At 64.1% G+C, this 22,946-nt stretch carries 15 protein-coding genes; 1 reads left to right on the top strand and 14 read right to left on the bottom strand.

The genetic code is table 11. The features are described 5' to 3' along the window. Positions 1 to 50: 50 nt before the first annotated feature. The 13 genes from BM186_RS21975 to BM186_RS21915 all read right to left on the bottom strand — a co-directional run bounded on the left by BM186_RS21975 (position 51) and on the right by BM186_RS21915 (position 18,538). On the bottom strand, positions 51 to 2,246 hold the full coding sequence (locus BM186_RS21975) for a TonB-dependent receptor (RefSeq protein WP_074918390.1): 2,196 nt from the start codon (positions 2,244 to 2,246) through the stop codon (positions 51 to 53). A 239-nt stretch (positions 2,247 to 2,485) separates the two neighbouring features. After that, on the bottom strand, positions 2,486 to 3,598 hold the full coding sequence (locus tag BM186_RS21970) for an alpha-hydroxy acid oxidase (protein WP_074918388.1): 1,113 nt from the start codon (positions 3,596 to 3,598) through the stop codon (positions 2,486 to 2,488). A 56-nt stretch (positions 3,599 to 3,654) separates the two neighbouring features. Next, positions 3,655 to 4,323 carry a Fe2+-dependent dioxygenase gene (locus BM186_RS21965; protein WP_074918386.1) on the bottom strand — a complete coding sequence of 223 codons (669 nt, stop codon included), beginning with the start codon at positions 4,321 to 4,323 and terminating at the stop codon, positions 3,655 to 3,657. Between the two features lie 143 nt (positions 4,324 to 4,466). Then, positions 4,467 to 6,770, bottom strand: a complete 2,304-nt coding sequence (locus tag BM186_RS21960; RefSeq protein ID WP_074918384.1) for a TonB-dependent receptor — start codon at positions 6,768 to 6,770, stop codon at positions 4,467 to 4,469. A 326-nt stretch (positions 6,771 to 7,096) separates the two neighbouring features. Beyond that, positions 7,097 to 8,260 carry a type III PLP-dependent enzyme gene (locus tag BM186_RS21955; RefSeq protein WP_017678861.1) on the bottom strand — a complete coding sequence of 388 codons (1,164 nt, stop codon included), beginning with the start codon at positions 8,258 to 8,260 and terminating at the stop codon, positions 7,097 to 7,099. Positions 8,261 to 8,642: 382 nt separating this feature from the next. Then, positions 8,643 to 8,921, bottom strand: a complete 279-nt coding sequence (locus tag BM186_RS21950; RefSeq protein WP_074918382.1) for a DUF2218 domain-containing protein — start codon at positions 8,919 to 8,921, stop codon at positions 8,643 to 8,645. Then, entirely contained in the window at positions 8,911 to 9,708 is a 798-nt protein-coding gene (locus BM186_RS21945; RefSeq protein ID WP_074918380.1) for an ABC transporter ATP-binding protein, read from the bottom strand. The genes BM186_RS21950 and BM186_RS21945 overlap by 11 nt, the downstream gene beginning before the upstream one ends. Next, on the bottom strand, positions 9,705 to 10,736 hold the full coding sequence (locus tag BM186_RS21940; protein ID WP_074918503.1) for a FecCD family ABC transporter permease: 1,032 nt from the start codon (positions 10,734 to 10,736) through the stop codon (positions 9,705 to 9,707). Before BM186_RS21940 ends, BM186_RS21945 begins: the two co-directional genes overlap by 4 nt. Before the next feature lie 11 nt (positions 10,737 to 10,747). After that, positions 10,748 to 11,863 (bottom strand): ABC transporter substrate-binding protein, encoded by a 1,116-nt coding sequence (locus tag BM186_RS21935; protein ID WP_074918378.1) that lies wholly within the window; start codon positions 11,861 to 11,863, stop codon positions 10,748 to 10,750. Continuing rightward, positions 11,851 to 13,800: a TonB-dependent receptor domain-containing protein gene (locus BM186_RS21930; protein ID WP_074918376.1), complete on the bottom strand. Its 1,950-nt coding sequence runs from the start codon at positions 13,798 to 13,800 to the stop codon at positions 11,851 to 11,853. Before BM186_RS21930 ends, BM186_RS21935 begins: the two co-directional genes overlap by 13 nt. Before the next feature lie 88 nt (positions 13,801 to 13,888). Then, positions 13,889 to 15,223: a sensor histidine kinase gene (locus BM186_RS21925; protein WP_074918375.1), complete on the bottom strand. Its 1,335-nt coding sequence runs from the start codon at positions 15,221 to 15,223 to the stop codon at positions 13,889 to 13,891. Then, a complete protein-coding gene (locus BM186_RS21920) occupies positions 15,220 to 15,918 on the bottom strand; it encodes a response regulator transcription factor (RefSeq protein ID WP_074918373.1) in 699 nt (232 codons plus the stop codon). The genes BM186_RS21925 and BM186_RS21920 overlap by 4 nt, the downstream gene beginning before the upstream one ends. Before the next feature lie 91 nt (positions 15,919 to 16,009). Continuing rightward, positions 16,010 to 18,538, bottom strand: coding sequence for a PepSY domain-containing protein (locus tag BM186_RS21915; protein WP_193832071.1), 2,529 nt, complete (start codon positions 18,536 to 18,538; stop codon positions 16,010 to 16,012). A gap of 236 nt (positions 18,539 to 18,774) precedes the next feature. On the opposite strand from BM186_RS21915, the gene BM186_RS21910 reads away from it, so the two are divergent. Next, entirely contained in the window at positions 18,775 to 20,358 is a 1,584-nt protein-coding gene (locus BM186_RS21910) for a peptide chain release factor 3 (RefSeq protein WP_074918370.1), read from the top strand. A gap of 36 nt (positions 20,359 to 20,394) precedes the next feature. On the opposite strand, the gene BM186_RS21905 is transcribed toward BM186_RS21910, so the two are convergent. Further along, the gene (locus BM186_RS21905; RefSeq protein ID WP_074918367.1) at positions 20,395 to 22,815 is read right to left on the bottom strand and encodes a membrane-bound PQQ-dependent dehydrogenase, glucose/quinate/shikimate family; all 2,421 of its coding nucleotides are present in this window, start codon (positions 22,813 to 22,815) and stop codon (positions 20,395 to 20,397) included. Between the last annotated feature and the right edge of the window lie 131 nt (positions 22,816 to 22,946).

Below are 22,946 nucleotides of genomic sequence, written 5' to 3'. Positions count from 1 at the left end.
TTGCTTTCCAGCGGCTTTCCACAATCAAGCGGACTGCCACATCACCTCACTCAGAAGCTGTAGGTTGCCGAGAGGATCGCCGAGCGCGCGTCGCCATACTCGATGGCCGAAGAGCGAGCGGTGGTACCGATGCTCTGACGAACACGTTCGACATAGTCCTTGTCGAACAGGTTGTTGATGTTCAGCTGCAGGTCGACATTGCGGTTGACCTTGTAGCCGAGCATCGCGTTGTGTAGCCAGTAAGAATCGAGCTTGGCCTGGGTGCTGGCACTAACGTTACGCTCGCTAACGTAACGGGCGCCGTAACCCAGCGTCCAGCCCTGGGCGACCTCGTAGGTGGTCCACAGGTTGAACGAGTGCGGTGGGGTGTTGCCCAGCGCCTGGCCTTCACGGTTCGGATCGATGGTGGACTTGATCGTCTCGCTGTCGAGGAAGGTGTAGTTGGCATACACATTCCAACGCTCGCTCAGCTTGCCGGTCGCACCCAGTTCGACACCCTGCACGCGTTGCTCGCCGGCGAGGATGTAACTGCCATCCGCCAGTTGCTCACGCGCATCGGTCTTCTCGACACGGAACACTGCGCCATCGAGCATCAGGCGACCATCGAGCAACTCCCACTTGGTGCCTAGTTCCCAGGTTTCGTTCTTCTCTGGATTGAGGCTCTGGGTCGCAGCACTCAGGCCACCGCCGCTGGAAGCGACATTCTCCGCAGTCGGGTTGAAGGACGTGCCCCAGGCCACGTAGACACGACCGTTGTCTGCCGGTTTGTAGACCAGGCCGGCGCGGCTGCTGAGCTCTTCGTCACGCGAAGTGAAGCGACCGGTACGCACGTGAGCGGCAGAGAAGGCCTCGCTCTCGGCATCGAACCAGTCATAGCGCAGGCCCAAGTTCAGGTCCCATTGCGGGGTCAGCGCGATGCTGTCGAAGACGTACAGCGCGCGGTTATCCAGCCGGTTTTCTGTGTAACCGGTGGTGATCTTGTTGCTCGGGCCATTCCAGTGGCCGGGCGGGTTGGACAGGTCGAAACCTGTGCCCGGATAAACCGAGTTACCCAGGCCGTGGTTGTAGGTTTTCAGATCGAGGTTCTCACGCGACACCTCGATGCCAGTGACCAGCTCATGAGCCAGCCCGACGGTATCGAAGCTGGCGCGTAGGTTGGTCTGGTTTATCCACATTTCGGTGGTCACGTCACGGCCATAGGCCTGCGGACCCGCCGGACGGTAGTTACCCGCTGGCACACCGGTCAGGTTCACGTGCGACGCGGAGATCACCGTATCGCGATCAACGCGGCTGTAGCGGGTCAGGTTCTGCAGGCGCAGAGAATCGTTGAGGTCGTGCTCGAGGTTGACGGTGAAAGCGTTCTGCTCGATGCGCTCCTTGTCCAGGTTCTTCCAGCCAAAATAGTCCTCGCGGCTGATGCCGGCCAGCTTCTTGCCATCCAGCGCAGGCACGCCGTAATCGGGCAGGTTGTCATCGGTTTGGTGGAAATAGCTCAGGGTCAGACGGGTCGCCTCGCTCAGGCCCAGCGCCAACGAAGGCGCGATGCCCCAGCGCTCACGGTCGATCTGGTCGCGGCCGGCCACATCATTCTCATGCGCCATCAGGTTCAGGCGCACCGCACTGCCAACACCGATGCCTTGCAAGGTCTGGTTGGTGTCCAAGGTCAGGCGGTGATAGTTGTCGGTACCGAGGCCGGCGCCGATCTCGGTGACATCACGCTGCAGCGGCTGCTTGCTGATGATGTTGATGCTGCCGCCGGTAGTGCCGGCGCCGCCGAACACGGAGTTGGGGCCCTTGATGACCTCGACCTGCTCGATGTTGAAGGTGTCGGTCCGGCTAGTCTGGGCGCTGTCACGCAGGCCGTCGATCTGCATGTTGGCGTTGGCGGAGAAGCCGCGGATGTTGATGCTGTCACCCGAACCACCACCGCCCTCCCCGGCGTTGAAGGTGATACCGGAGACATTGGACAGCACCTGACGCAAGCTCAGCGCCTGCTGCTCCTTGATCACTTCGGCCGGCACGACATTGATGGTCTGCGGCGTATCGAGCAGCGGTTTGACGTACTTGGCCGATGCAGAGCTCTCGGTCTTGTAGCCGCTCCCCTTCTCACCCTTGACGGTCACGCTGTCCAGTTGCACGGCCTCATCGCCCAAGACTGGCAGTGTCAGCGAAGCGACCGCCAGGCCAATGGCAGTAGCCAGAAGACGTTTCGAAGGTAAGAAGCGTTGGCAGTTATTGGCACGCATTTGATAATGAACACCTTAAGCTATTGATAATTATTTACAAAACTACCCGCTATATCCCCTGGAAATACGGACTAGGAGTAGCTTCTAACGCAGGGCGATCAAACGCCTACATACAAATGCAAATCTATATCATCCGCATGAAATAATCAGCAATAAAATTGCTCTCTGAGATCTTCAGCACGCTCGTTTGTGCGCCAAGTCCTCTGCCGCCAACCGCGCCGAAGAGGAGGAAAGGCCGCTTAGCGAGCGGCCGAGCGCCAGATTACATCCGGCCCGATGCTGGCCAGGTCGGCGCAACCGGTCAGGGCCATGGCCACCTCCAGCTCCGCGCGCAGCAGCTGCAGCACGTGCGCTACCCCGACCGCGCCGGCCGCTGCCAAGCCAAAAACGTAGGGCCTGCCGACCAGCACGGCATCCGCTCCCAACGCCAGCGCCTTGAGGATATCGCTGCCACGGCGAATGCCTCCGTCGAGCAATAGCGGCACCCTGTCCTGCACAGCAACGGCGATTTCGGGCAGCACGTCGATGGTAGCCGGCAGGCCGTCCAGCGTACGCCCGCCATGGTTGGAGACGATCAGGCCATCCACGCCCGCCGCCAGCGCCTGTTCGGCATCGACGGCGCTCATGATGCCCTTGAGCAGAATGGGCAAACGCGTCTGCTCGCGCAGCCAGGTGAGGTCGTCCCAGGTCGGTGCCGCTGCCAGCAACGGGCCGCCCAACAGCAGGCTGCTGTTCTGCGGGTCGACCTGCGCCTGCAAGGGTCGCACCCCTCGCAAATTGACCGCCTCGACACCCGCCGGCAGGGCGAAACCGGCGCGCTGCTCGCGATTGCGCACGCCGTTGACCGGGGCATCCACCGTCAGCACCAGCGCCTGGTAGCCGGCACTTTGTGCACGGCGGATCAAGGCCGCAGTGAACTCGCGATCAGGCTGGATATACAGCTGGAACCACAGCGGTGTCTGCGCCTGCACCGCGATGGCCTCCAGCTCGACGCTGGCCTGGGTGCTGACCACCATGCCGGCGCCCAGCGCAGAAGCCGCGAGCACGCTGGCCAGCTCCCCCTCCGGGTGCGCCAGCTTCTGATAGGCCACCGGCGCGAGAAAGACCGGATGGGCGAAATCCTGGCCTAACAGACGCAGGCGCGTATTGCCGCCGCTCAGGTCCTGCAGCACCCGGCTACGCAGACGCAGACGCTCGAACGCCGTCCGGTTGTCCGCCAGGGTCAGCTCATCCGCCGCGCCGCCGGCCAGGTAGGCCCATGCCTGTTCGCTCATGCGTTCGCGGGCATAGGGCTCGTAGTCGACGACGGCGGCGATGGTCGGCGGAATCTGCTGCAGCTTGGGCAATGGCATGCTGTTTCTCGGCGGGTCGGTGCGTGGAGGACAACGCAGGGTGATGGATCGAGCGCTCAGGTCTGCGTCCATTGCCTCAGCAGGTTGTGGTAGATGCCCGTCAGCCGTATCAGTTCGGGGCTGTCCGGCACCTGTTGGCGCAGCGCCTGGATGCTGTCGTCGAGTTCCAGCAGCACACTGCGCTGCTCGTTCTGGCGCACCAGGCTCTGCACCCAGAAGAACGAGGCCAAACGCGCACCACGGGTCACAGGTTCGACCCGATGCAGGCTGCCGCTGGAATAGAGAACCAGATGGCCGGCCGGCAGTTTGATGCGCTGGTCCTGCACCACCAGTTCACCGCCTTCGTACTCGTCCGGTTCGCTGAAGAACAGGGTGGCCGACAGGTCGGCACGAATGCGATGCGGCGTGCCCGGCACGCTGAATACCGCATTGTCGATATGGTCGCCGTAGGTGCCACCCCCGGCATAGCGGTTGAAGCGCGGCGGTACCACTTTCAGCGGCAACGCGGCAGCCATGAAACGCGGATGCTGGGCCAGGCAGGCCAGGATGAAATCGCCCAGTTGCTGCGTCAGCGGGTCATCCTGAGCAAGCTGTTGATTGGCCTTGACGTTTACCGCCTGGTGCCCAGCCGTCAGTCGGCCGTCCTGCCAGTTGCCGCCTTCCAGCGCGGCGCGGCACTGCTGCAGTTGTTCGGCATTCAGCACGTCGGGAATGCTCAGCATCATGTTACGGGTTCTCCAGGGCCAATCGCCGTTGCGAATGATTCTAAAGGGCTGCAGCACCCGGAAAGAAGTCCGATCTGCTGTCGCCACCAAAATGAAAACACCCCGACTGCGTGGCAATCAGGGCGTCTGACACTCAAGCGTGCTTAGAAGTGGAAGTTGGTGCTCAGGGTGAAGGTACGCGGATCACCCAGCAATGCACGGCGGCCCTGCCAGTTGGCTGAGCTGACGTATTCTTCATTGGTGAGGTTGTCGATGTTCAGGCGCACATCCACATTGGCATTGACCTCATAGCTGGCCATCGCGGCGAAGGTGGTGTAGCTCGGCACACGCCCGTAGCGACCATTGGCGACAATACGCTCGACGTCATCCGGACGCCCCAGGTAGGACGAACCAACGTGCTGGGCACCCAGGCCCAGGGTCAGGCCGACGGGCAGGCGGTAGGTCGTCCACAGGTTGCCGGAGACCTTGGGCGTGAAGGCCAGCTCGTCACCATCGGTGCGCAGCTCACTGCCGTAGTCGCCACTGTTGGCACGACGACGTACGTCATCCAGATAGGCGCTGTGCTTGCGCTCGCTGTCCATGAACACGATGCCGCCGAAGACATCCCAGTTGTCGGTGATCTTGCCACTGGCGCCCAGTTCCAGGCCTTTGACCACTTGCTCGCCATAGCCTTTGAGCGTGGCAGGTCCGGTCTGACCAACGTCAAGACCGGTGATCGCCACCTTCTTCTTCACCGTGTAGAACAGCGCGGCAGTGGTGGACAGGCGGCTGTCGAAGAAGTCCCACTTGGTACCGATCTCATAGTTGTGCGCACGCACCGGATCGGCGCCCTTGATCAACGCCGGCAACCCCTGGTCGCTACGGGAGATATCCGAGTTGGACAGGTAGGAACCCGGCGGCTGGGTGGACACACCGTAGGCCGCGTAGACGCTGCCGTTGGGCAGGGGCTTGTACACCACGCCCAGCTTGCCGCCGAGGCTCAGCTCGGTGTCGTCGAAGTCATCACCCGGTGCAGCAGCGCCATCCAGACGCTTGTTGCTGATACTCGCCTGGTACTGCTCCAGGCGCAGACCACCGGTCACCTGCCACTGTGGGTTGATCTCGATGGTGTCGTAGACATAGAGCGCGGCGGTATCGACGTCGACCTTGGTGCGATCACGCGGGGCCAGAGCGGCCGGCACACTGCGTTCCCAGTCTGGGTTGAAGACGTTGACCAGCCCCGGCAGCGTCTGCGATTGATAACCCAGCGACTCGGATTTCTCGCGACTCAGTTCGAGCCCAGCCGACAGGTTGTGGCGCAGCCCGGCGGTATCGAACTGAGTGGACAGGTTGGTCAAGTTGCTCAGCGACGTGTTGACGCGGTCATACTGCTGACGCTGTACGTTGACCAGCGCAGCATTGGCGTTGTTGTCGTCATCCAGTACGTGGGTGTAGCGCGCCTGGCGATCAACGCGGGCCAGACGCGTCTGGTTGCTGATGGTGACGCCAGCGGAAAGATCATGCTCGAGGCGGAACATCAGCGCATCGCTGGTGGTGTCGTCGAAGTCGGACTTGAGACCGAAGTACTTGTCGCGATCGGCCGACCACACCGAGGAATCGAGCGGGGTGTTGGCACCCTTGAGCTGGTCACGCAGGGTCACGCCGGCCACACCCAGATCCGGGCGATCGTTCATCTCGACGTGCTCGTAAGCGACGATGGCGCGAGTGTCGGTACCCAGACCGAAGGCCACCGACGGGGCGATACCCCAGCTGTTCTTCTCGGCGTGCTCACGACCCGCAACGCCGCTGTCTTCGACCAACAGGTTGAGACGGAAAGCGCTGCTGTCGTTGATGATCTGGTTGGTGTCGAGCGTGGCACGGCGGCGCGGCTCAGAGTCGTACTGATCAAAGCCGAAGCTGGCGCCACCGGCGATGAAGCTTTCCAGGGTCGGCGTCTTGGTCACCTGATTGACGTAACCACCGGCGCCACCGCGGCCATTGTCGGCTGCCGGCCCCTTGAACACCTCGACCTGCTCGACGTTGAACACGTCGCGGGTGTAGCTGCCGTTGTCACGCGCACCGTCGATGAACAGGCTGCCGCTGGTGTTGAAACCACGCAGGCTAAAGTTGTTGGTGCCGGTAGCGAAACCGTTCTCGCCAGCCTCGAAGCTGATCCCGGGAGTATTGCGCAGCACATCGGTCAGAGTGCGAGCGTTCTGCTGACGGAACAGGGTTTCCGGAATGACGTTGACCGTCTGCGGTGTATCGAGCAGTGCAGCGGTTTGTTTCGGCGAAGATGCCTTGTCGACCTTGAAGCCCTTGTCCTGCTGCCCCTGAACGGTTACGTCGTCCAGTTCGACAGCCGCCTCCTGGGCTACGGCGAAACCGGATAGCAGGGCCAGGCTGACGGCCGAGGCCAGCAGACGACGCTGGGGGAAAGGTGCACGCTTGTTGTGTTTATCGCTCACGAGAGTCACTCCAGATGAAAACTGCGCGCGATAGTATTTGAGATTCAATCTTAATCAATCATTACGAATGATTTACATGAACTTCTTTGTAACAAAAATGTCAGGACCTTTTCCCTGTTCCAAATGGAGCGATCTAGGTCGGTGATTCAGCGCAAATGAGGGACTCGGGGCAGAAATGAAAACGCCCACACGAGGTGGGCGTCTATCACGCAGCATGGCAGGCATAGCGCCTGTAGGGTGCGCCGCACGCACCAGCACTACAAGGCGGTGCGCACGGCGCACCCTACGCGGGATGGCCTCTGGCTACGGTTAAGGCTCGCAGCGCCTTACAGGTAGTAGGACTTCAGCGGCGGGAAGCCGTTGAATTCCACGGCGCTGTAGCTGGTGGTGTAGGCGCCGGTGGACAGCCAGTACAGTCGGTCGCCGCTGGCCAGGTTCAGCGGCAGGCCGTACTTGTAGTTCTCGTACATAATGTCGGCGCTGTCGCAGGTCGGCCCGGCGATCACCACTTCTTCCATCTCGCCCTTCTTCTCGGTCCAGATCGGGAACTTGATGGCTTCGTCCATGGTTTCGATCAGGCCGCTGAACTTGCCGACGTCGGCATAGACCCAGCGCTCGACCGCGGTACGCGACTTGCGTGCAACCAGTACCACTTCCGAAACCAGTACGCCGGCGTTGGCGATCAGCGAACGGCCTGGCTCGAGGATGATTTCCGGCAGCTCGTCGCCGAAGTCTTCCTTGAGGAAGCGGGTGATTTCCTCGGCGTAGGTTTCCAGATCATTGGTGCGCTGGATGTAGTTGGCCGGGAAGCCGCCGCCCATGTTGATCATCTGCAGGGTGATACCGTCTTCTTCCTTGAGGCGCTCGAAGATCACCTTGACCTTGGCGATGGCCGCGTCCCACACGTCAATGTCGCGCTGCTGCGAGCCGACATGGAAGGAAATGCCATACGGCACCAGGCCCAGTTGCTTGGCCAGGATCAGCAGGTCCAGGGCCATGTCCGGCTGGCAGCCGAACTTGCGGCTTAGCGGCCAGTCGGCGCTGGTCGAGCCTTCGGTGAGAATGCGTACATAGATCTTCGAACCCGGCGCGGCCTTGGCGATGTTGCGCAGGTCGGCTTCGGAGTCGGTGGCGAACAGGCGCACACCCTTGTCGAAGAAATAGCGGATATCGCGGGATTTCTTGATGGTGTTGCCGTAGCTGATGCGCTCCGGTCCAACGCCGGTGGCCATCACCTTGTCCAGCTCGTAGATCGAGGCGATGTCGAAGCTCGAGCCCTTGTCGCGCAGCAGCTCGATGATCTCGGTGGCCGGGTTGGCCTTGACCGCGTAGTAGATCTTGGCGAACGGGAAGCAGTTGCCCAGTTGATCGTAGGCATCGGCAATGATCTGACGGTCGATCACCACGAACGGGGTTTCGTGCTGATCGGCGAACGCCTTCATGCGCTGGAAAGTGGCGGGTGCGTAGTAGTCTTCGACCTTGATCGACATGCTGGGGACTCCAATGGCAAAACCGGGAACACATTGATTCGGGCAGCAGAACCGCTTACAGGTTCCGCTACGTGTCGGGGCTGGCCGCGCCATGCGCTGGCCTGAACGTCTGACAGTTTCCCCACTTTGGTTCGCCTACTTCCCAAGGCATGTCGCCGAGCATCACCGGTACCGACCATTCGCCGGCCGGCAACCTCTCGTCGTCAGTACTTGAGCCGGATGGATCGTTTCCAGCATGGACGTTCGGGCGCGGACTTTAAGACCATGCGCCCCTCAGATCAACCGGAAATTCTTCCTAATTTCATCTCGTTCCGGATATCACACAAAACGTTCTGAAATGCTGAACAGGCGGGGCTTTCAGCCAGTTTGGCGCAGCCGTGTTTCAGTGCCATTGCAGCACCAAGTCATCCACCTGGGCGAAGCCCTGAAGATGGCGCCGGATCACCTCCTGCAACTCGTCCAGTTCGGCTGCGCTCGGCGCGGTGCAGGCCAGATGCAAAGCCTGGTCATCGGCCTGCAGCACGCACTCGCCGATGGAGAAACGCAGCAGGCCCTCATGCTCGCTCCAGCGCGCCTCGATCTTGTGCGAAAAGTGCTTGCACAGGCGGCCAAGCAGACGTGGCGCCTGGCTGCTGGGGAAACGGCTATGGCTATTGGGCATGAGGTGGGGCTTCCTTGAGCAGAGGGCTATCGGCCAGCACCAACGGCTGGCCGAGCGAGCAGTGTTCGATACGCGCCTCAATGGCGTACGCGCGGCGCAGCCAGGCGGCGTCCAGCACCTCGGCGGGTGCGCCGAAACGGTAAGCGCCGCCGGGCGCCAGCAACAGCAGGTGAGTGCAGAAGCGCAGCGCCAGATTGAGATCATGACAAGCCACCAGGGCAATCGCCTGCTCGTTACGGCAGCGCTCGGCAACGCAATCGAGCACGCGCAGTTGCCAGTGCAGGTCGAGCGCGCTGGTGGGCTCGTCGAGCAACAACAGTTGCGGTTCACCGACCAGCGCCTGCGCCAGGCCGAGCAGTTGCCGCTGACCGCCGGACAGACGATCCATGCGCAGCAGGGCCAGATGCTCGATGCCCAGGCGCTGCAGAATCGCTTCGACCCGCGCAGTCAGCTCGTGCGACGCAAGTTGTGGACAACGCGCCCGCGCCGCCGCCAGCAGACTTTCATAGGCCAGCAGCGACACAGCCTGCGGCAATTGCTGCGGCAGGTAGGCTACCTGCGCCTGCTGGCGCCAGGGCGGTACACCGCTCAGTGTCGACGGCCCCAACTGCGCCACGCCTCGGCATGCCTGCAAACCGGCAATAGCGCGCAACAGCGAGGACTTGCCGACACCGTTCGGGCCGAGCAGGCCCACCAGGCTGCCGGCTTCCACGACAGGCAGGGTCAGGTCCTGCAGGATGCTGCGCGCGCCATAGCTCAGCCCCAGCCCCTCGATCAGCAGGCTCATAGGCTGCGCCCCCGCGCCAGGATCAGGCCGATAAACAGCGGCACACCGACCACCGCAGTGACCAGCCCCACCGGCAGGATCACCCCGGGCAGCAGCGCGCGGCTGGCAAGGGACGCCAGCGACAACAGCAAGGCGCCAGCCAGCGCACTGCCGGGCAAATAGAAGCGGTGATCCTCGCCCAGTAACAGACGCGCCACATGCGGCCCGACCAGACCGATAAAGCCGACCTCGCCGACGAAGGCCGTGGCCACACCGGTGAGCAGGCTGACCCGTAGCAGCACGAAGGTGCGCAGGCGGCCGACGCGAATGCCCAGGCTGCGCGCCTGCTCCTCACCGCCGCGCAGGCTGGTCATGGCCCAGGCCTGGCGCAGCGCCAGGGTCAGGCACAGGGCAAGCACCACCGTCACCAACGCCACCCGCTGCAGATCGGCACGCGCCAGACTGCCCAGCGTCCAGAACACGATCTGCTGCAGTGCATCGGCATCGGCGAGAAACTGCAGCAGCCCGACCAGTGCATTGAGGCCGAACAGCAGGGCGATACCGAACAGCACCAGGGTATGCAGCGCCTCCCCCAGCACCCGCGCCACCAGGAGCAGCAACAGGCAAGAGATGAAGGCGCAGACGAAGGCCGCCAGCGGCAACAGCAGATCAGCGCCGAGCCCGGCCAGATTGGGCCGCAGCAGGATCACCAACGCTGCACCGAGGGTCGCCGCCGCGCCGACGCCGAGGGTAAAGGGGCTGGCCAGGGGATTGTTCAGTGCCGTCTGCATCTCCGCGCCGGCCAGGCCCAGGCTGGCGCCCACCACCAATGCCATCAACGCGTAGGGCACGCGGATTTCCAGGATGATCACCGCCTGCGCGGCGTCCAGATGCTGCGGCTGCAACAGGCCACGCGCCACGTCCCACCAGCTCAGGCCAGCCGGGCCGGTGGCCAGATCAGCGATAAAGCTGGCCAGCAGCAACGCCGCCATCGCGCCCAGGCAGGCCCAGCGCCGCAGCAAGGCACGCCGATAACCGAGGCGTAACATCTGCTGCGCACTCACAGGCTGATCCAGTACTGGCCGTCCAGCGCCACTGGCTGGAACTCACCGTAGAAGCGCTCCAGCGTGCGCTGCGGATCGAGATCGGCAAAGGCTTCGGGATGCAGCCACTTGGCGAATACCTGCACCGCCACCACGTTGAACGGGCTGTTGTAGAAGCCGTGCCAGATGGCATGCGCCCTGCCCTCGCGCACGGCGCTCAGATGCTGCAGACCGCCACGCCCAAGCAGGCGCCTGAGCGAGGCCTGCGCCGCATCCGCCGCCACGCCCGGCCCCAGGGCGATATAGGTCGCGCCCTCGGCCAGGCTGTCGGCCGAGCCCACAGCGCTGGCGATATACAGCTCCGGCGGCTGGCTGAGCAGCAGTTCCAGGCTGAGGGTGCCGGCATGGCCGGGCAGGCGCTCGCGGGCGATATTGTCGCCGCCGGCCTCGGCCAGCAGATCGGCGAACATGCCACGCGCCATGCTTTCGCAGCAACCCTCGCCGAGGCCGGCGCGGCTATGCAGAAACACCTTGGGCGCGGCGCCTTGCGGCAAACGCTCACGCACCGCAGCCAACGCCTCGGCATGCGCCGCATTGAAGGCTTCGGCGCGCGCCTCGCGACCCAGGGCCTGGCCGAGCAGGGTCATGCTACGCGGCGTACCCGTCAGCGGCTGCTCGCGAAAGTCGACGAACAGCACCGCCACTCCGGCGCGCTGCAATTGCTCGATCAGCCGCCCCTGGCTGCTGTCCGGGCCATGCCCGGAAAGGCTGAAGATGGCCAGGTCAGGGCGCAAGGTCAGCACCTGCTCCAGGCTGAAGCTATCGGCCGCGCCCTGGCCGATACGCGGCACCTTGGCCAGCGCGGGAAAGGCCTGCTGGTATTGCCGCGCGCTGCCGGGATCGACCAGCGCCAGATCGGCCGGCATGCCCACCAGGCGCTCCAGCAACTGCTCGCCTTCGAGAATGGCCAGCACCGGCAGCAGACGGCCCTCGCCCAACACGATGCGCTCGGCACGCTCGGGCACCCGCACCTCACGCCCGGCCAGATCGGTCAACACCTGCGCCTGCACCGGGGCCAGCAGCGCCAGCCCCAGCAGCAGGCCAGTAATCACCCGCACCATCAGATTCGCCATGCCAGGCCCAGACGCAGCTCACGACCTGGCTCGTAGGAACCACGGATGCCTTCGTAGTCCGGAATGTGCTCGAAGTCCTCGTTGCTGGCGTGATCCAGATACTGCTTGTCCAGCAGGTTCTTCAGCGTCAGGGTCACCGTCAGGCTCTCAGGCACGGCCTGCCATTCGGCATACAGGTCATGCACGCCATAGCCAGGCTTGGACACATCACCGACACCGGTATGCAGGGTGTCGATGCCGCGCACGAAACGGCCCTGCCAGCCGAGCGTGAGGTTATCGCTGGCGCGGTAGTCGGCGAAGCTGGTCCAGGTGTCGCCGAGGCTGGTGCCCAGACCGTTGTATTCGTAGACGTTGAGGCGCTCGCCATCCAGACGCGCGTCGTTGCGGTGGTAGCTCAAGCCCAGGCTGAGCTGCTGCCAGTGGTAGGCGGTGCTGAGCAGCACACCCTTGCTCTTCAGGTCGCCGACGTTCTCATACAGATTGGGCCGGCCGATGGGATCGGCGATGGCATCCTTGATCCGGGTGACGTAGGCCTTGCCGCTCAGCTCCCAGCCACCGTCGCGGTAGTCGAACCCGACCTCGTCGGTACGCGCCTTCTCCGCCTTCAGATCCGGGTCGTTGCCGGACACATCGAGCTTGAAGGCATCACGTACCTGCGGGCCGCGCAGTGCCCGCGCCTGGCCGGCGAAAACGGCCAGTTCGGGTGTCAACTGGTAGCGCAGCCCCAGGTTGGGGCTGATGCCTTCCTCGGTGAAGTTCTGCTTGTCGCGGTCATCGAGCTTGTAGCGGTCGTAACGCAGGCCGGCGTCGAGCTGCAGACGCGAGGTGATCTGGTAGCGGTCCTGCAGGTAGACGCCAAGCACTTCGCCGTCTTCGTGATCCAGCTCGCGATCACCTTCTGGACCGAGGGTGGTGCGATCATCACGGTAGTCGACGCCATAGGTCAGCTGGTGCGCGCCGAGGCGACTGGTGTTGCGCAGATCGAAGCCGGTGCTGCGGGTATCGCCGAAGTAAAGACCGAAGCGGCCGTCCTGCTCCAGCTCGTTGGTGGCGTGGTAGGTGGTCAGCTCGACATCCAGCAGATCGTTGTTCACCGGCTGCCAGGCATAGTTGAGCGTCCAGGTCTCACGTTCGGTACTCAGCGGATACAGACGGTTGAAGCTGCTCGGTATCCACTGCGGGCGCTGACTGCGCTCGCCCTCGTCGATGCGCTTTTCGTAGCTCAGGCGCAGGGTCTGCTCGTCCGTCAGCTTGCCCACCAGCTTGGCGAAGCCGAGCTTCTGCCGTGCCGCCGTCCCCAGCACGTCGTCGTTGTTGCCGTCCTCAAAGTCGTTCTGATCCTGGTAGGTGGTCATGGCCAGCGCCGACCAGTTTTCATTGAAGCGACCGAACACGCTGGCGCTGCTCTTGTAGCCTTCGCCATTGCTGAAATAGCCGGTCTTGAGCAGCGCACCGAGTTGCTCGCCTTCGCGCAGCAGGTCGTCCGGGTCCTTGGTGACGAAGCGGATCGCGCCACCCAGCGCACCGGGCCCGGCAGTGGCATCGCCAGTGCCGGCCTGCACTTCGGCGCGCTTGAGCAGCTCCGGCTCGATGCCGATGCGGCCGGTGTGGTGGAAGGTCTGCCCGGGTTGGCTGGCGCCATCGATGCTGATGTTCAGCAGGGTGTCTTCCAGGCCGCGCAGGTAGAGCTTCTGCGCCACGCCGGGGCCACCGGCCACCGACACCTCCGGATTGGACTCGAACACTTCCTGCAGGTCGCTGGCCTGGTAGCGCTGCAGCTGCTCGGCCTCGACGCTTTCGTTGCGGTCGATGGCAGCGGCGGTGATCTCCTGCGCCTGCAACTCCAGCGCGGCATCGGCGCCATGCGCCTGCGCGGCGAGCAGACTACCGAAGGTAATGGCGCCGAGCAGAGTCAGGCGATAAGGGCAGTGCGGCATGATCGATCCTCCCCAGGAAAGATGTGAATATTTCGCATTTGCGAATTCTCATCACAAGCACCTGAGCAGGGAATCACTTTTACAACTGTTACATCGCCGTGCGTGGCAGGCGAATCTCCATCAGCAAGCCGCCGCCGGCGCGATTGCTCGCGCGAATGCTGCCGCCGGTGGCACTGACCTGGCGCTGCGCCAGCGCCAAGCCAAGGCCGAAACCGGCACGCTCGCTGCCACCACGGAAGAACGGCTGGAAGATGCGCTCCAGCCATTGCTCGGCGACGCCCGGGCCCTGGTCGGCAATTTGCAACAACCAGGCATCGCCCTCCTCGCTCAGGCTCACCTGCACCTGGCCGCGCGCCGGGGTGTGGTCCAGCGCATTGCGCACCACGTTCTCGATGGCCTGGCCCAGCGCCCGATTGCTGCTGCCATGCAGCGGCGCGCTGTCGGGCATCTGGCAGAGAATCTGCCGATCCGGGTACTCGAAACGCGCATCGTCGAGGATGCTGTCGAGCAGTTCGGACAGGTCCAGGTTCTCGTCACGCAGCTCGGGTCGCTCGTTCTCCAGCCAGCTCAGGGTCAGGGCATCCTCGACCAAACGGCGCATGCCGGCGCAGTCGTCGCGGATACGTTCGAGCAACTGGCGCTGGCCGCCATCCTGCTCGGCCAGGCTCACCGCCATCTCGATGCGCGTCAGCGGCGTGCGCAGCTCGTGGGACATGTCCGCGAGACGCTGACGCTGGTCGATGATCAGTTGCCCGGTGCGCGCGGCCATGGCGTCGAAGGTTTCGGCCAGGCGCGCCAGCTCGTCGTTGCGCGAGCCCAGCAGCGAGCGCACGCGCACATCCAGGCGACCATCGCTGAACTGCCGGGTGGCCTGCTCCAGACGACCGAGCGGCTGCATCAGATGGCGGTAGAGCACCAGGCAGACGATCAGCATCAGCACCAGCGGCACCACCAGTTGCAGCAGCAGCTTGGCGTAGTGCCAATTGAGGCCGGGGCGCATGCGCTGCGGCAGAATGATCAGGAAATGGGTTCTGCCGTCGGCGAACGGCAGATCCATGATGGGGTTTTCCTGGAAGTACAGGTGGATCTTCCAGCTCACGTCGCGGCCCAAGCCGAAACCCTCGTAGAAGCGCTCGTTGAGCACGCTGCCGGCCAACGGCCGCACCTCGGCCTCGACCACCGCCGCCCAGGTCTGTTCCTGCTGCTGCAGGGTGGTCAGCCAGCGCGCCAGGGCTTCATGATCGCCAGCGCGGTACATCGCCTCGGCCTGCTCGCCGTAGTGGCGCAGGGTGCGCTGGTGCTCGGCATCGATGAAGCTCATGCGCTCCTCGGTCTGCCAGGCGACGCGGGCGATGATCCAGAACAGCAGCACGCTGCCCAGGCCAATGACCAGGCACAGCTTCCAGAACAGGCGCCGGTTCATGTGAAGGCGTAACCGCGACCGTGCAGGGTCTGCAGGCGGTCGGCGCCGAGGCCAGCCTCGGCCAGACGGCGACGGATGCGGCTGACGTGCATGTCCAGGCTGCGGTCGTACTGGCTGTACTCGCGCTCCAGCGCCATGCGGTACAGGTAGGGTTTGCTCAGCGCCTCACCGCGATGACTGACCAGCAACCAGAGCAGGCGGAACTGCAACGGCGTCAGCGCCAGGTCGCAGCCTGCGACCCGCGCCTGCTGGGCGTGGCGGTCCAGGTGCAGTTCGTCGACCTGCAACTGCTGCGCCTGGCCGCCGCGCGCACTCTCCTGCGGACGCGTGCGGCGCAGCACGGCGTCGATGCGCAGTTGCAGCTCGGTGATGTTGAAGGGCTTGGGCAGGTAATCATCGGCACCATGGCGCAGGCCGCGAATGCGCTCCTCCTCCGCGCCACAGGCGGTGAGCATGATCACCGGCGTCTGCTGTTGCTCGCGCAGGCGGCGCAGCACGGAAAAGCCGTTGACGTCCGGCAGCATCACGTCGAGCAACAGCAGATCGGGCGACTCACGCAGCGCCATCTCCAGGCCCGCCTCACCGAGGTGACAGGCGCTGGTGGCATAGCCCTGACCGCGCAGCAGCTCGCCGAGCTGGACGGCCAGGGTGCGATCGTCTTCGACGATCAGGATGCGAGCCAGGCTGGCGGTCATGGCGGTTACCCAAGAGGATTAAGGCGAATGATTCTCATATATAAAAATCACTTCGGCAACTTAATACCCGTGCGACGCGGCTTGCTCGGGGTCAATAGACATCGCGGCGATAGCGGCCTTCCTCGATCAGATCGTCCACCACCTCGTCGCCGAGCAGGTCGCGCAACGCCGCATCGACGCCGCCGGCCATGCCCTGAAGGCTGCCGCAGACGTAGATTGCTGCGCCTTCACCCAGCCAGGCACGCAGGCGCTCGCGCTGCTCACGCAGCAGATCCTGAACATAGCGTTGCTCCGCCTGATCGCGGGAGAACACCAGATCCAGATGCTGTAGCTCGCCTGCGGCATGCGCCGCCTGCAGCTCGTCGCCACAGAAGAAGTCGCAAGCGCGGTTGCGCTCGCCGAACAGCAGCCAGTTGCGCCCCTGCCCGGCCAGCGCCCTTGCGCGCAGCAGCGAGCGCAGTCCGGCCAGGCCGGTGCCGTTGCCGATCAGGATCAGCGGGCGGTCGTCGTCCGGCAGATGAAAGCCGCCGTTGCGCCGCACCCGCGCCAGCAGTTGCCCGCCTGCAGGCAGATGCTCGGTCAGCCAGCCGGAACCGAGGCCAAGACTGCCGTCGGCCTGGACGGCCTGACGCACGATCAACTGCAGCATGCCATCGGCCGCCACCGAGGCGATGGAGTATTCCCGCGTACCCAGCGGCGCCAGGGCGTCGACCAGCGCCTGGGCATGCAGGCCGACCAGGTGCGCGAGGCTTTCCGGTAACTGGCGTTCGGCGAGAGCTTCGCGCAGGCTCATCACCTGACCATCGAGCGTCACCGGCTCGAGGCCGTCGCAGCCGGAGTGCTGCAGCCAGGCCTGCACGCGCGCAGAGGCATGCCGTGGATGAATTTCCAGAATGTCGCCGGCCTGCCAGGTGCTCTGCGCAGGCGGCGTCAGGCCGATGAAGAACACCGGTGCGCCCTGGCTGCCAGGATTGAGCAGGCGCCGCTCGGCCAGCGTCCAGCTTTGCCAGGGCGCCTCTTCGAAGCGAATCGGCGCAGCGCCGGTCAGCTCGCTCAGCTGCTGTTGCCAGCGCTGCAGCGCGGCCTGATCGACGCCATCGACCTCGACGCTGTCGAACAGGCGCTGCGCGCCCTGCAAACCCAGCCAGTCGTTGATACGCCGAGCGAAGCCGCAGAAGTGCTGGTACTGGCGGTCGCCCAGGGCCAGCATGGCATAGCTCAGTTGTTCGAGTGGCAGCGAGCCGCCCAGCACCTTGCGCTCGAAACCCTGCGCAGCGTCCGGCGCCTCGCCGTCACCGAAGGTGCTGACCACGAACAGTGCCTTGCGCGTCTGCCGCAGGCTGTCGGCATCGAGACGCGACAGCGGCTCGACCCGCACCGGGATACCCGCAGCCTGCAACTGCCCGGCGCTCTGCCAGGCCAGTTGCTCGGCAAAGCCGCTCTGGCTGGCAAAACCCACCAACCAGCCTTCGCCTGAATCATCCGTTTTCAGCGCACCGCGCGCAGCCAGCGCCGCGCGCTTCTTGCGCCGGCGATCCAGATAGAGCAGCCAGCCGGTAACGAAGAACAGCGGCATAGCCGCCGTGGCCACCATCATCAGGATGCGCCCGGGCATACCGAAGTACTCGCCAACGTGCAGCGCGTAGACACTGGTCAGCAACTGCGCCTTGAAGCTCTTGTCGGCGTAGCGCTCGTGGCGACTGACTTCGCCGCTTTTAGGGTCGATCTGAAACTGGTTCAAAGCGCGCACGTGCTCGGCGCCATCGAGTATGTAGAAGACCGTCGCCGGCTGCCCCGCCACTGGCGGCAGGCGCAGGTTCCAGGCGACCAGCTTGGGCCCGGCGGCCTGCTGGATGCTCTGCCATACGGCGTCGTAGTCGACTTTCGGTGCAGGGCCACTGGGAGCCTGGCGACCGCCGCGGCCACGCTCGCCGCGCTGCTCGGGTGGCGTGTCGGAGAGCAGGCGCGTCAGCCCTTCGCGATACCAGTCATAGGACCAGTACAGACCGGTGAGCCCGGCACAGAGATAGAACAGCAGCACCCAGGTGCCGGCTACAGCGTGCAGGTCCCAATTGAAGCTACGTCCCTTCTTCTTCCAGTCCAGGGTCAGCCAGGTGCGCCAGCTCAGCGTCCTGCGCGGCCAACGCAGATAGAGGCCGGAGAGACAGAAGAACAGCAGCGCCAGAGTGCTGGCAGCGGTGATCTGCTTGCCCACTTCGCCCATCGACAGAAAGCGGTGCAACATCAGCATCAACTGGAAGAAGTCCTGGCCCATGGGCTCGACCAGTACTTCACCGGTGTAGGGATCGAACACGATGCGCGGCCCACGCCGCTCACCCGGTGGCGGAGAAAGAAAGGCGGTGCCAGGTCCGTCATGGCGGCCATCGACCCACAGTGCGGTGACGCGATCGGCGGTAGCGGCCTCGATCTTCGCAGCCAGCTCGCCTGGCGTGAGATGCCCCTGCGCGCTGGGATGAATCTGCCAGCGCTCGGCGTTGAGTGCCCGGGTTATCTCGCCCTCGAAACTGTAGAGCGCGCCTGTAATCCCCATGATGGCCAGCACCAGGCCGGCGCTGATACCGAAGAACCAGTGCAACTGGAAGATGATTTTCTTGAACACGACGGAGCCACCCTTACCCTGACCCACTGCGACGGGCGGCCACTCTATATGGGAATAATTTTCATAACCATTCATTTACGCGATATTTACGCATCTGCGGCACTGCCCGGCAGCATCACCTACCGACCCATCTGAAAACCGATAGCCGCTCTCCGCCAGAGCTCGCAGTTATCGGTATAATCCCGCGTTTTACGGGTGCCATGGCACCCTCAACGACTCCATCCAGGCACATATTCATGACCACCCAGGCCGCCGAAGTCGCCAAGCGCCGTACCTTCGCCATCATTTCCCACCCGGACGCCGGTAAGACCACCATCACCGAGAAGCTGTTGCTTATGGGCAAGGCCATCGAGGTTGCCGGCACGGTGAAGTCGCGTAAATCCGACCGTCATGCCACTTCCGACTGGATGGAGATGGAGAAGCAGCGCGGTATCTCCATCACCACCTCGGTGATGCAGTTTCCCTACCGCGAGCACATGATCAACCTGCTCGACACCCCCGGCCATGAAGACTTCTCCGAGGATACCTACCGCACCCTGACCGCCGTAGACAGCGCACTGATGGTGCTCGATGGCGGTAAGGGCGTCGAGCCACGCACCATCGCCCTGATGGACGTCTGCCGCCTGCGCGACACGCCCATCGTCAGCTTCATCAACAAGCTCGACCGCGACATCCGCGATCCCATCGAGCTGCTCGACGAGATCGAGGCGGTGCTCAACATCAAGGCCGCGCCGATCACCTGGCCAATCGGCTGCTACAAGGACTTCAAGGGCGTCTACCACCTGACCGGCGACTACATCATCGTCTACACCCCGGGTCACGGCCACGAGCGCACCGCAGTCAAGATCATCGAGAAGCTGGATTCCGACGAGGCCCGCAACCACCTCGGCGACATGTACGAGCGCTTCGTCGACGAGCTGGAACTGGTGCAGGGCGCCTGCCATGCGTTCGAACCTGAAGCCTTCCTCAAGGGCACGATGACCCCGGTGTTCTTCGGCACCGCACTGGGCAACTTCGGCGTCGACCATGTACTCGATGCCGTGGTCGACTGGGCGCCGCGCCCACTGCCACGTGCGGCCAACGAGCGCACTGTGGAGCCGACCGAGGAGAAGTTCACAGGCTTCGTGTTCAAGATCCAGGCGAACATGGACCCCAAACACCGCGACCGTATCGCCTTCATGCGCATCTGCTCGGGCAAGTACACCCAGGGCATGAAGATGCGCCACGCGCGCCTGGGCAAGGACGTGCGCGTCGGCGACGCCCTGACCTTCTTCTCCAGCGAGCGTGAGCACCTGGAAGAAGCCTACGCTGGCGACATCATCGGTCTGCACAACCACGGCACCATCCAGATCGGCGACACCTTCACCGAAGGCGAGAACCTGGGCTTCACCGGCATCCCGCACTTCGCCCCGGAACTGTTCCGCCGCGTGCGCCTGAAAGACCCGCTGAAATCCAAGCAGCTGCGCCAGGGCCTGCAGGAGCTGGCCGAGGAAGGCGCCACCCAGGTGTTCTTCCCCGAGCGCAACAACGACATCGTGCTCGGCGCCGTCGGTGTGCTGCAGTTCGACGTGGTCGCCAGCCGCCTGAAGGAGGAATACAAGGTGGAGTGCGCCTACGAGGCGATCAACGTCTGGTCGGCGCGCTGGATCGAATGCAGCGACGAGAAGAAGCTCAAGGAGTTCAAGGACAAGGCCTATGAGAACCTCGCCGTGGACGGCGGCGGCCACCTCACCTACCTGGCCCCGACCCGCGTCAACCTCAGCCTGATGGAAGAGCGCTGGCCGGAGATCGCATTCCGCGCCACGCGCGAGCATCACTGACATCGAACAAGGCCCGCTCTGCGGGCCTTGTGCTATCTACTCATCCTCCTCCTCCAGCGTCCAGGCCACCAGCGAGTCGCCCAGGCGCGTACCGAACGAGCCGTGCCCGCCGGCCATTACCACCACATATTGCTTGCCGGTCTTCTCCGACACGTAGCTGATAGGCGTGGCCTGGCCGCCGGCCGGCAGCCTGTCCTTCCACAACTCCTCGCCGGTGCGCATGTCGTAGGCGCGCAGGTAGTAGTCCAGCGTGCCGCTGAGAAAGCCCAGACCACCAGCAGTGACCAACGGGCCGCCGAGGTTCGGCACGCCGACGGTCAGGGGAATGCCCAAGGGGGCACTGTCGCGGCTGGTGCCATTCTTGCGCTGCCAGACCTTGTCCATGCTACGCAGGCCCACCGCCGTGACAGTGCCCCATGGCGGCGCCTGGCAAGGCAGGCCGAGGACCGAAAGAAAGGGCTTTAGGCTGACCATGTAAGGCGCGCCACGATTGGGTTGCAGACCGGTTTCGCCACTGCCATAACGAACATCCTGCGCCTCCTCCCGTTTGACCAGACGCGAGACGAACGCCAGGTAATTAGGCGCGCCGAAGAGAATCTGCCGCTGCGGATCGACCGCCACCGATGGCCAGTTGAACACACCGACGTTGCCCGGGTAGATCAACGATCCCTGCTCCGATGGCGGAGTGAAGTCGCCCTCGTAACGCAGACGATGGAACTGGATGCGGCAGATCAACTGATCGAATGGCGTACCGCCCCACATGTCGCGTTCGCGCAGCGGCTCGTCAGGGGCATAGCTGAGTTTTGATGCCGGCTGAGTCGGCGCGGTGAAGTCGCCCTCCACCGTCCCCTGCGGCACTGGATGCTCGCTGACCGGCACGATGGGCTCACCGCTGCGCCGGTCAAGCACATAGAGGTCGCCGCGCTTGGTCGGCTGGATAATCGCCGGCACCGGCCCATCAGCGCCTTCGATATCCACCAGGGTGGGCTGAGACGGTAGGTCGCGGTCCCAGAGGTCATGATGCACGGTGCGGAATTCCCAACGCACCTTGCCGGTTTCCAGGTCCAGCGCCACCAGCGCCGCGGTGAAACGTTCGGCCTCGGCGCTGCGTTGCACGCCCCACTGGTCAGGCGTCTGATTGCCCATGGGGATGTACACCAGGCCCAGTGCCTCGTCCGCCGTGGCGATGGTCCAGGAGTTTGGCGTGCTGCGCACGTAGGTCTCACCGGCCGACAGCGGCTCGGTGGCATCGGGACGGCCAGGATCGAAGTTCCACACCAGCGCGCCGGTGCGTACGTCGTAGGCACGGATCACCCCACCCGGCGAATCCACCGAGCCGTTGTCGGTCACCGAACCACCGACTATCACCAGTTTCTCGGTGACCACCGGCGGCGAGGTAGGCAGGTAGATGCCCAGCGCGTCATCGCCCAGGCCAACCTTGAGGTCGACCATGCCGGCCTCGCCAAAGTCCTCGCACGGCTTGCCGTCATGCACATCGAGCGCGTACAGCGTGGCATCGTTGGTCGGCAGGAACAGTCGCTGGGTGCAGCGCGCCGTCGCCGCTGTTGAAGGCTCCGGCGCCGCGCCATCTCGGGCGGCAATCAGTGGGCCGCGATAGGCTGTCGCATCGTGGTAAGCCAGACCACGGCAGGTCATGTGCTGGTAGTACTCGGCCTGACGGTTGATCGCCGGGTCGAAGCGCCAGCGCTCCTCGCCGGTGTCGGCATCCACCGCGATGGCGATGCTGTGCGGCGTGCAGATGAACAGGTTGTCACCGACCTTGAGCGGCGTTACCTGATTGGTAATTTCGCCGGGGTCGCCCTCACCGGGCAGATCCCCCGTGTGAAACTCCCAGGCTTTCTTCAGCCGCCCGACGTTGGCCGTGGTGATCTGCTCGGCACTGGCATAGCGCTCGCCACGCGACGAGCCGCCGTAAGCAGTCCATTCGCTGGCCGAACGACTGGCTGTCGTCACACCGGCAGCGGCCATACGCGGCTCGTCGAAGCGGCCGGGCAAGCGATGATAGTCCTGCGTCAACGAATAACCAGCCATGCCGGCTCCCAGCAGCAGGCCGATACCCAGCATCACGCTGGCACCGTCACGCCAGGGTTGCCCAGGCGCGATATACCGGTTGATCCAAGGCAACAGTAGCCAGAGGCCGAGCACGCACCACAGGTCGATGCGCGGCGCCATCTGCCACCAATCGAACCCCACCTCGAAGACTGTCCAGGCCAGGCTCGCCAGCAACACCAGGGCATACAGCCACAGCGCCGCGCGCTGACGGCGATGAATCAGCACGCCCACCAACAGCAGGCCGAGGCCGGCCAGCAGGTAGTACCAGGAACCGCCCAGCCACAGCAGATAAGCGCCACCGAGCGCCAGCAGCGCGCCCAGAACGACTGTCGCCCAAACCGTAAGCTTGATGCGCAGGAGCTGCGCCTTGTTGTTGTCAGTCATTGCTCGCTCCCCGAAACGCTGCCCCCGGAGATCGGGGCCGTGATCTGTGGATGCGAAGTGAGGGATAGAGTTCAGCGATTCTGCGAGTAAGGCTGCACTTGCAAAGCCGTATGCTGGACGTGTCGCCACCC

The sequence above is a fragment of the Ectopseudomonas toyotomiensis genome (assembly GCF_900115695.1).
In the GTDB taxonomy this organism is placed as follows: Bacteria; Pseudomonadota; Gammaproteobacteria; order Pseudomonadales; family Pseudomonadaceae; genus Aquipseudomonas; species Aquipseudomonas toyotomiensis.
This window is presented reverse-complemented; position numbering and strand designations above follow the sequence as displayed.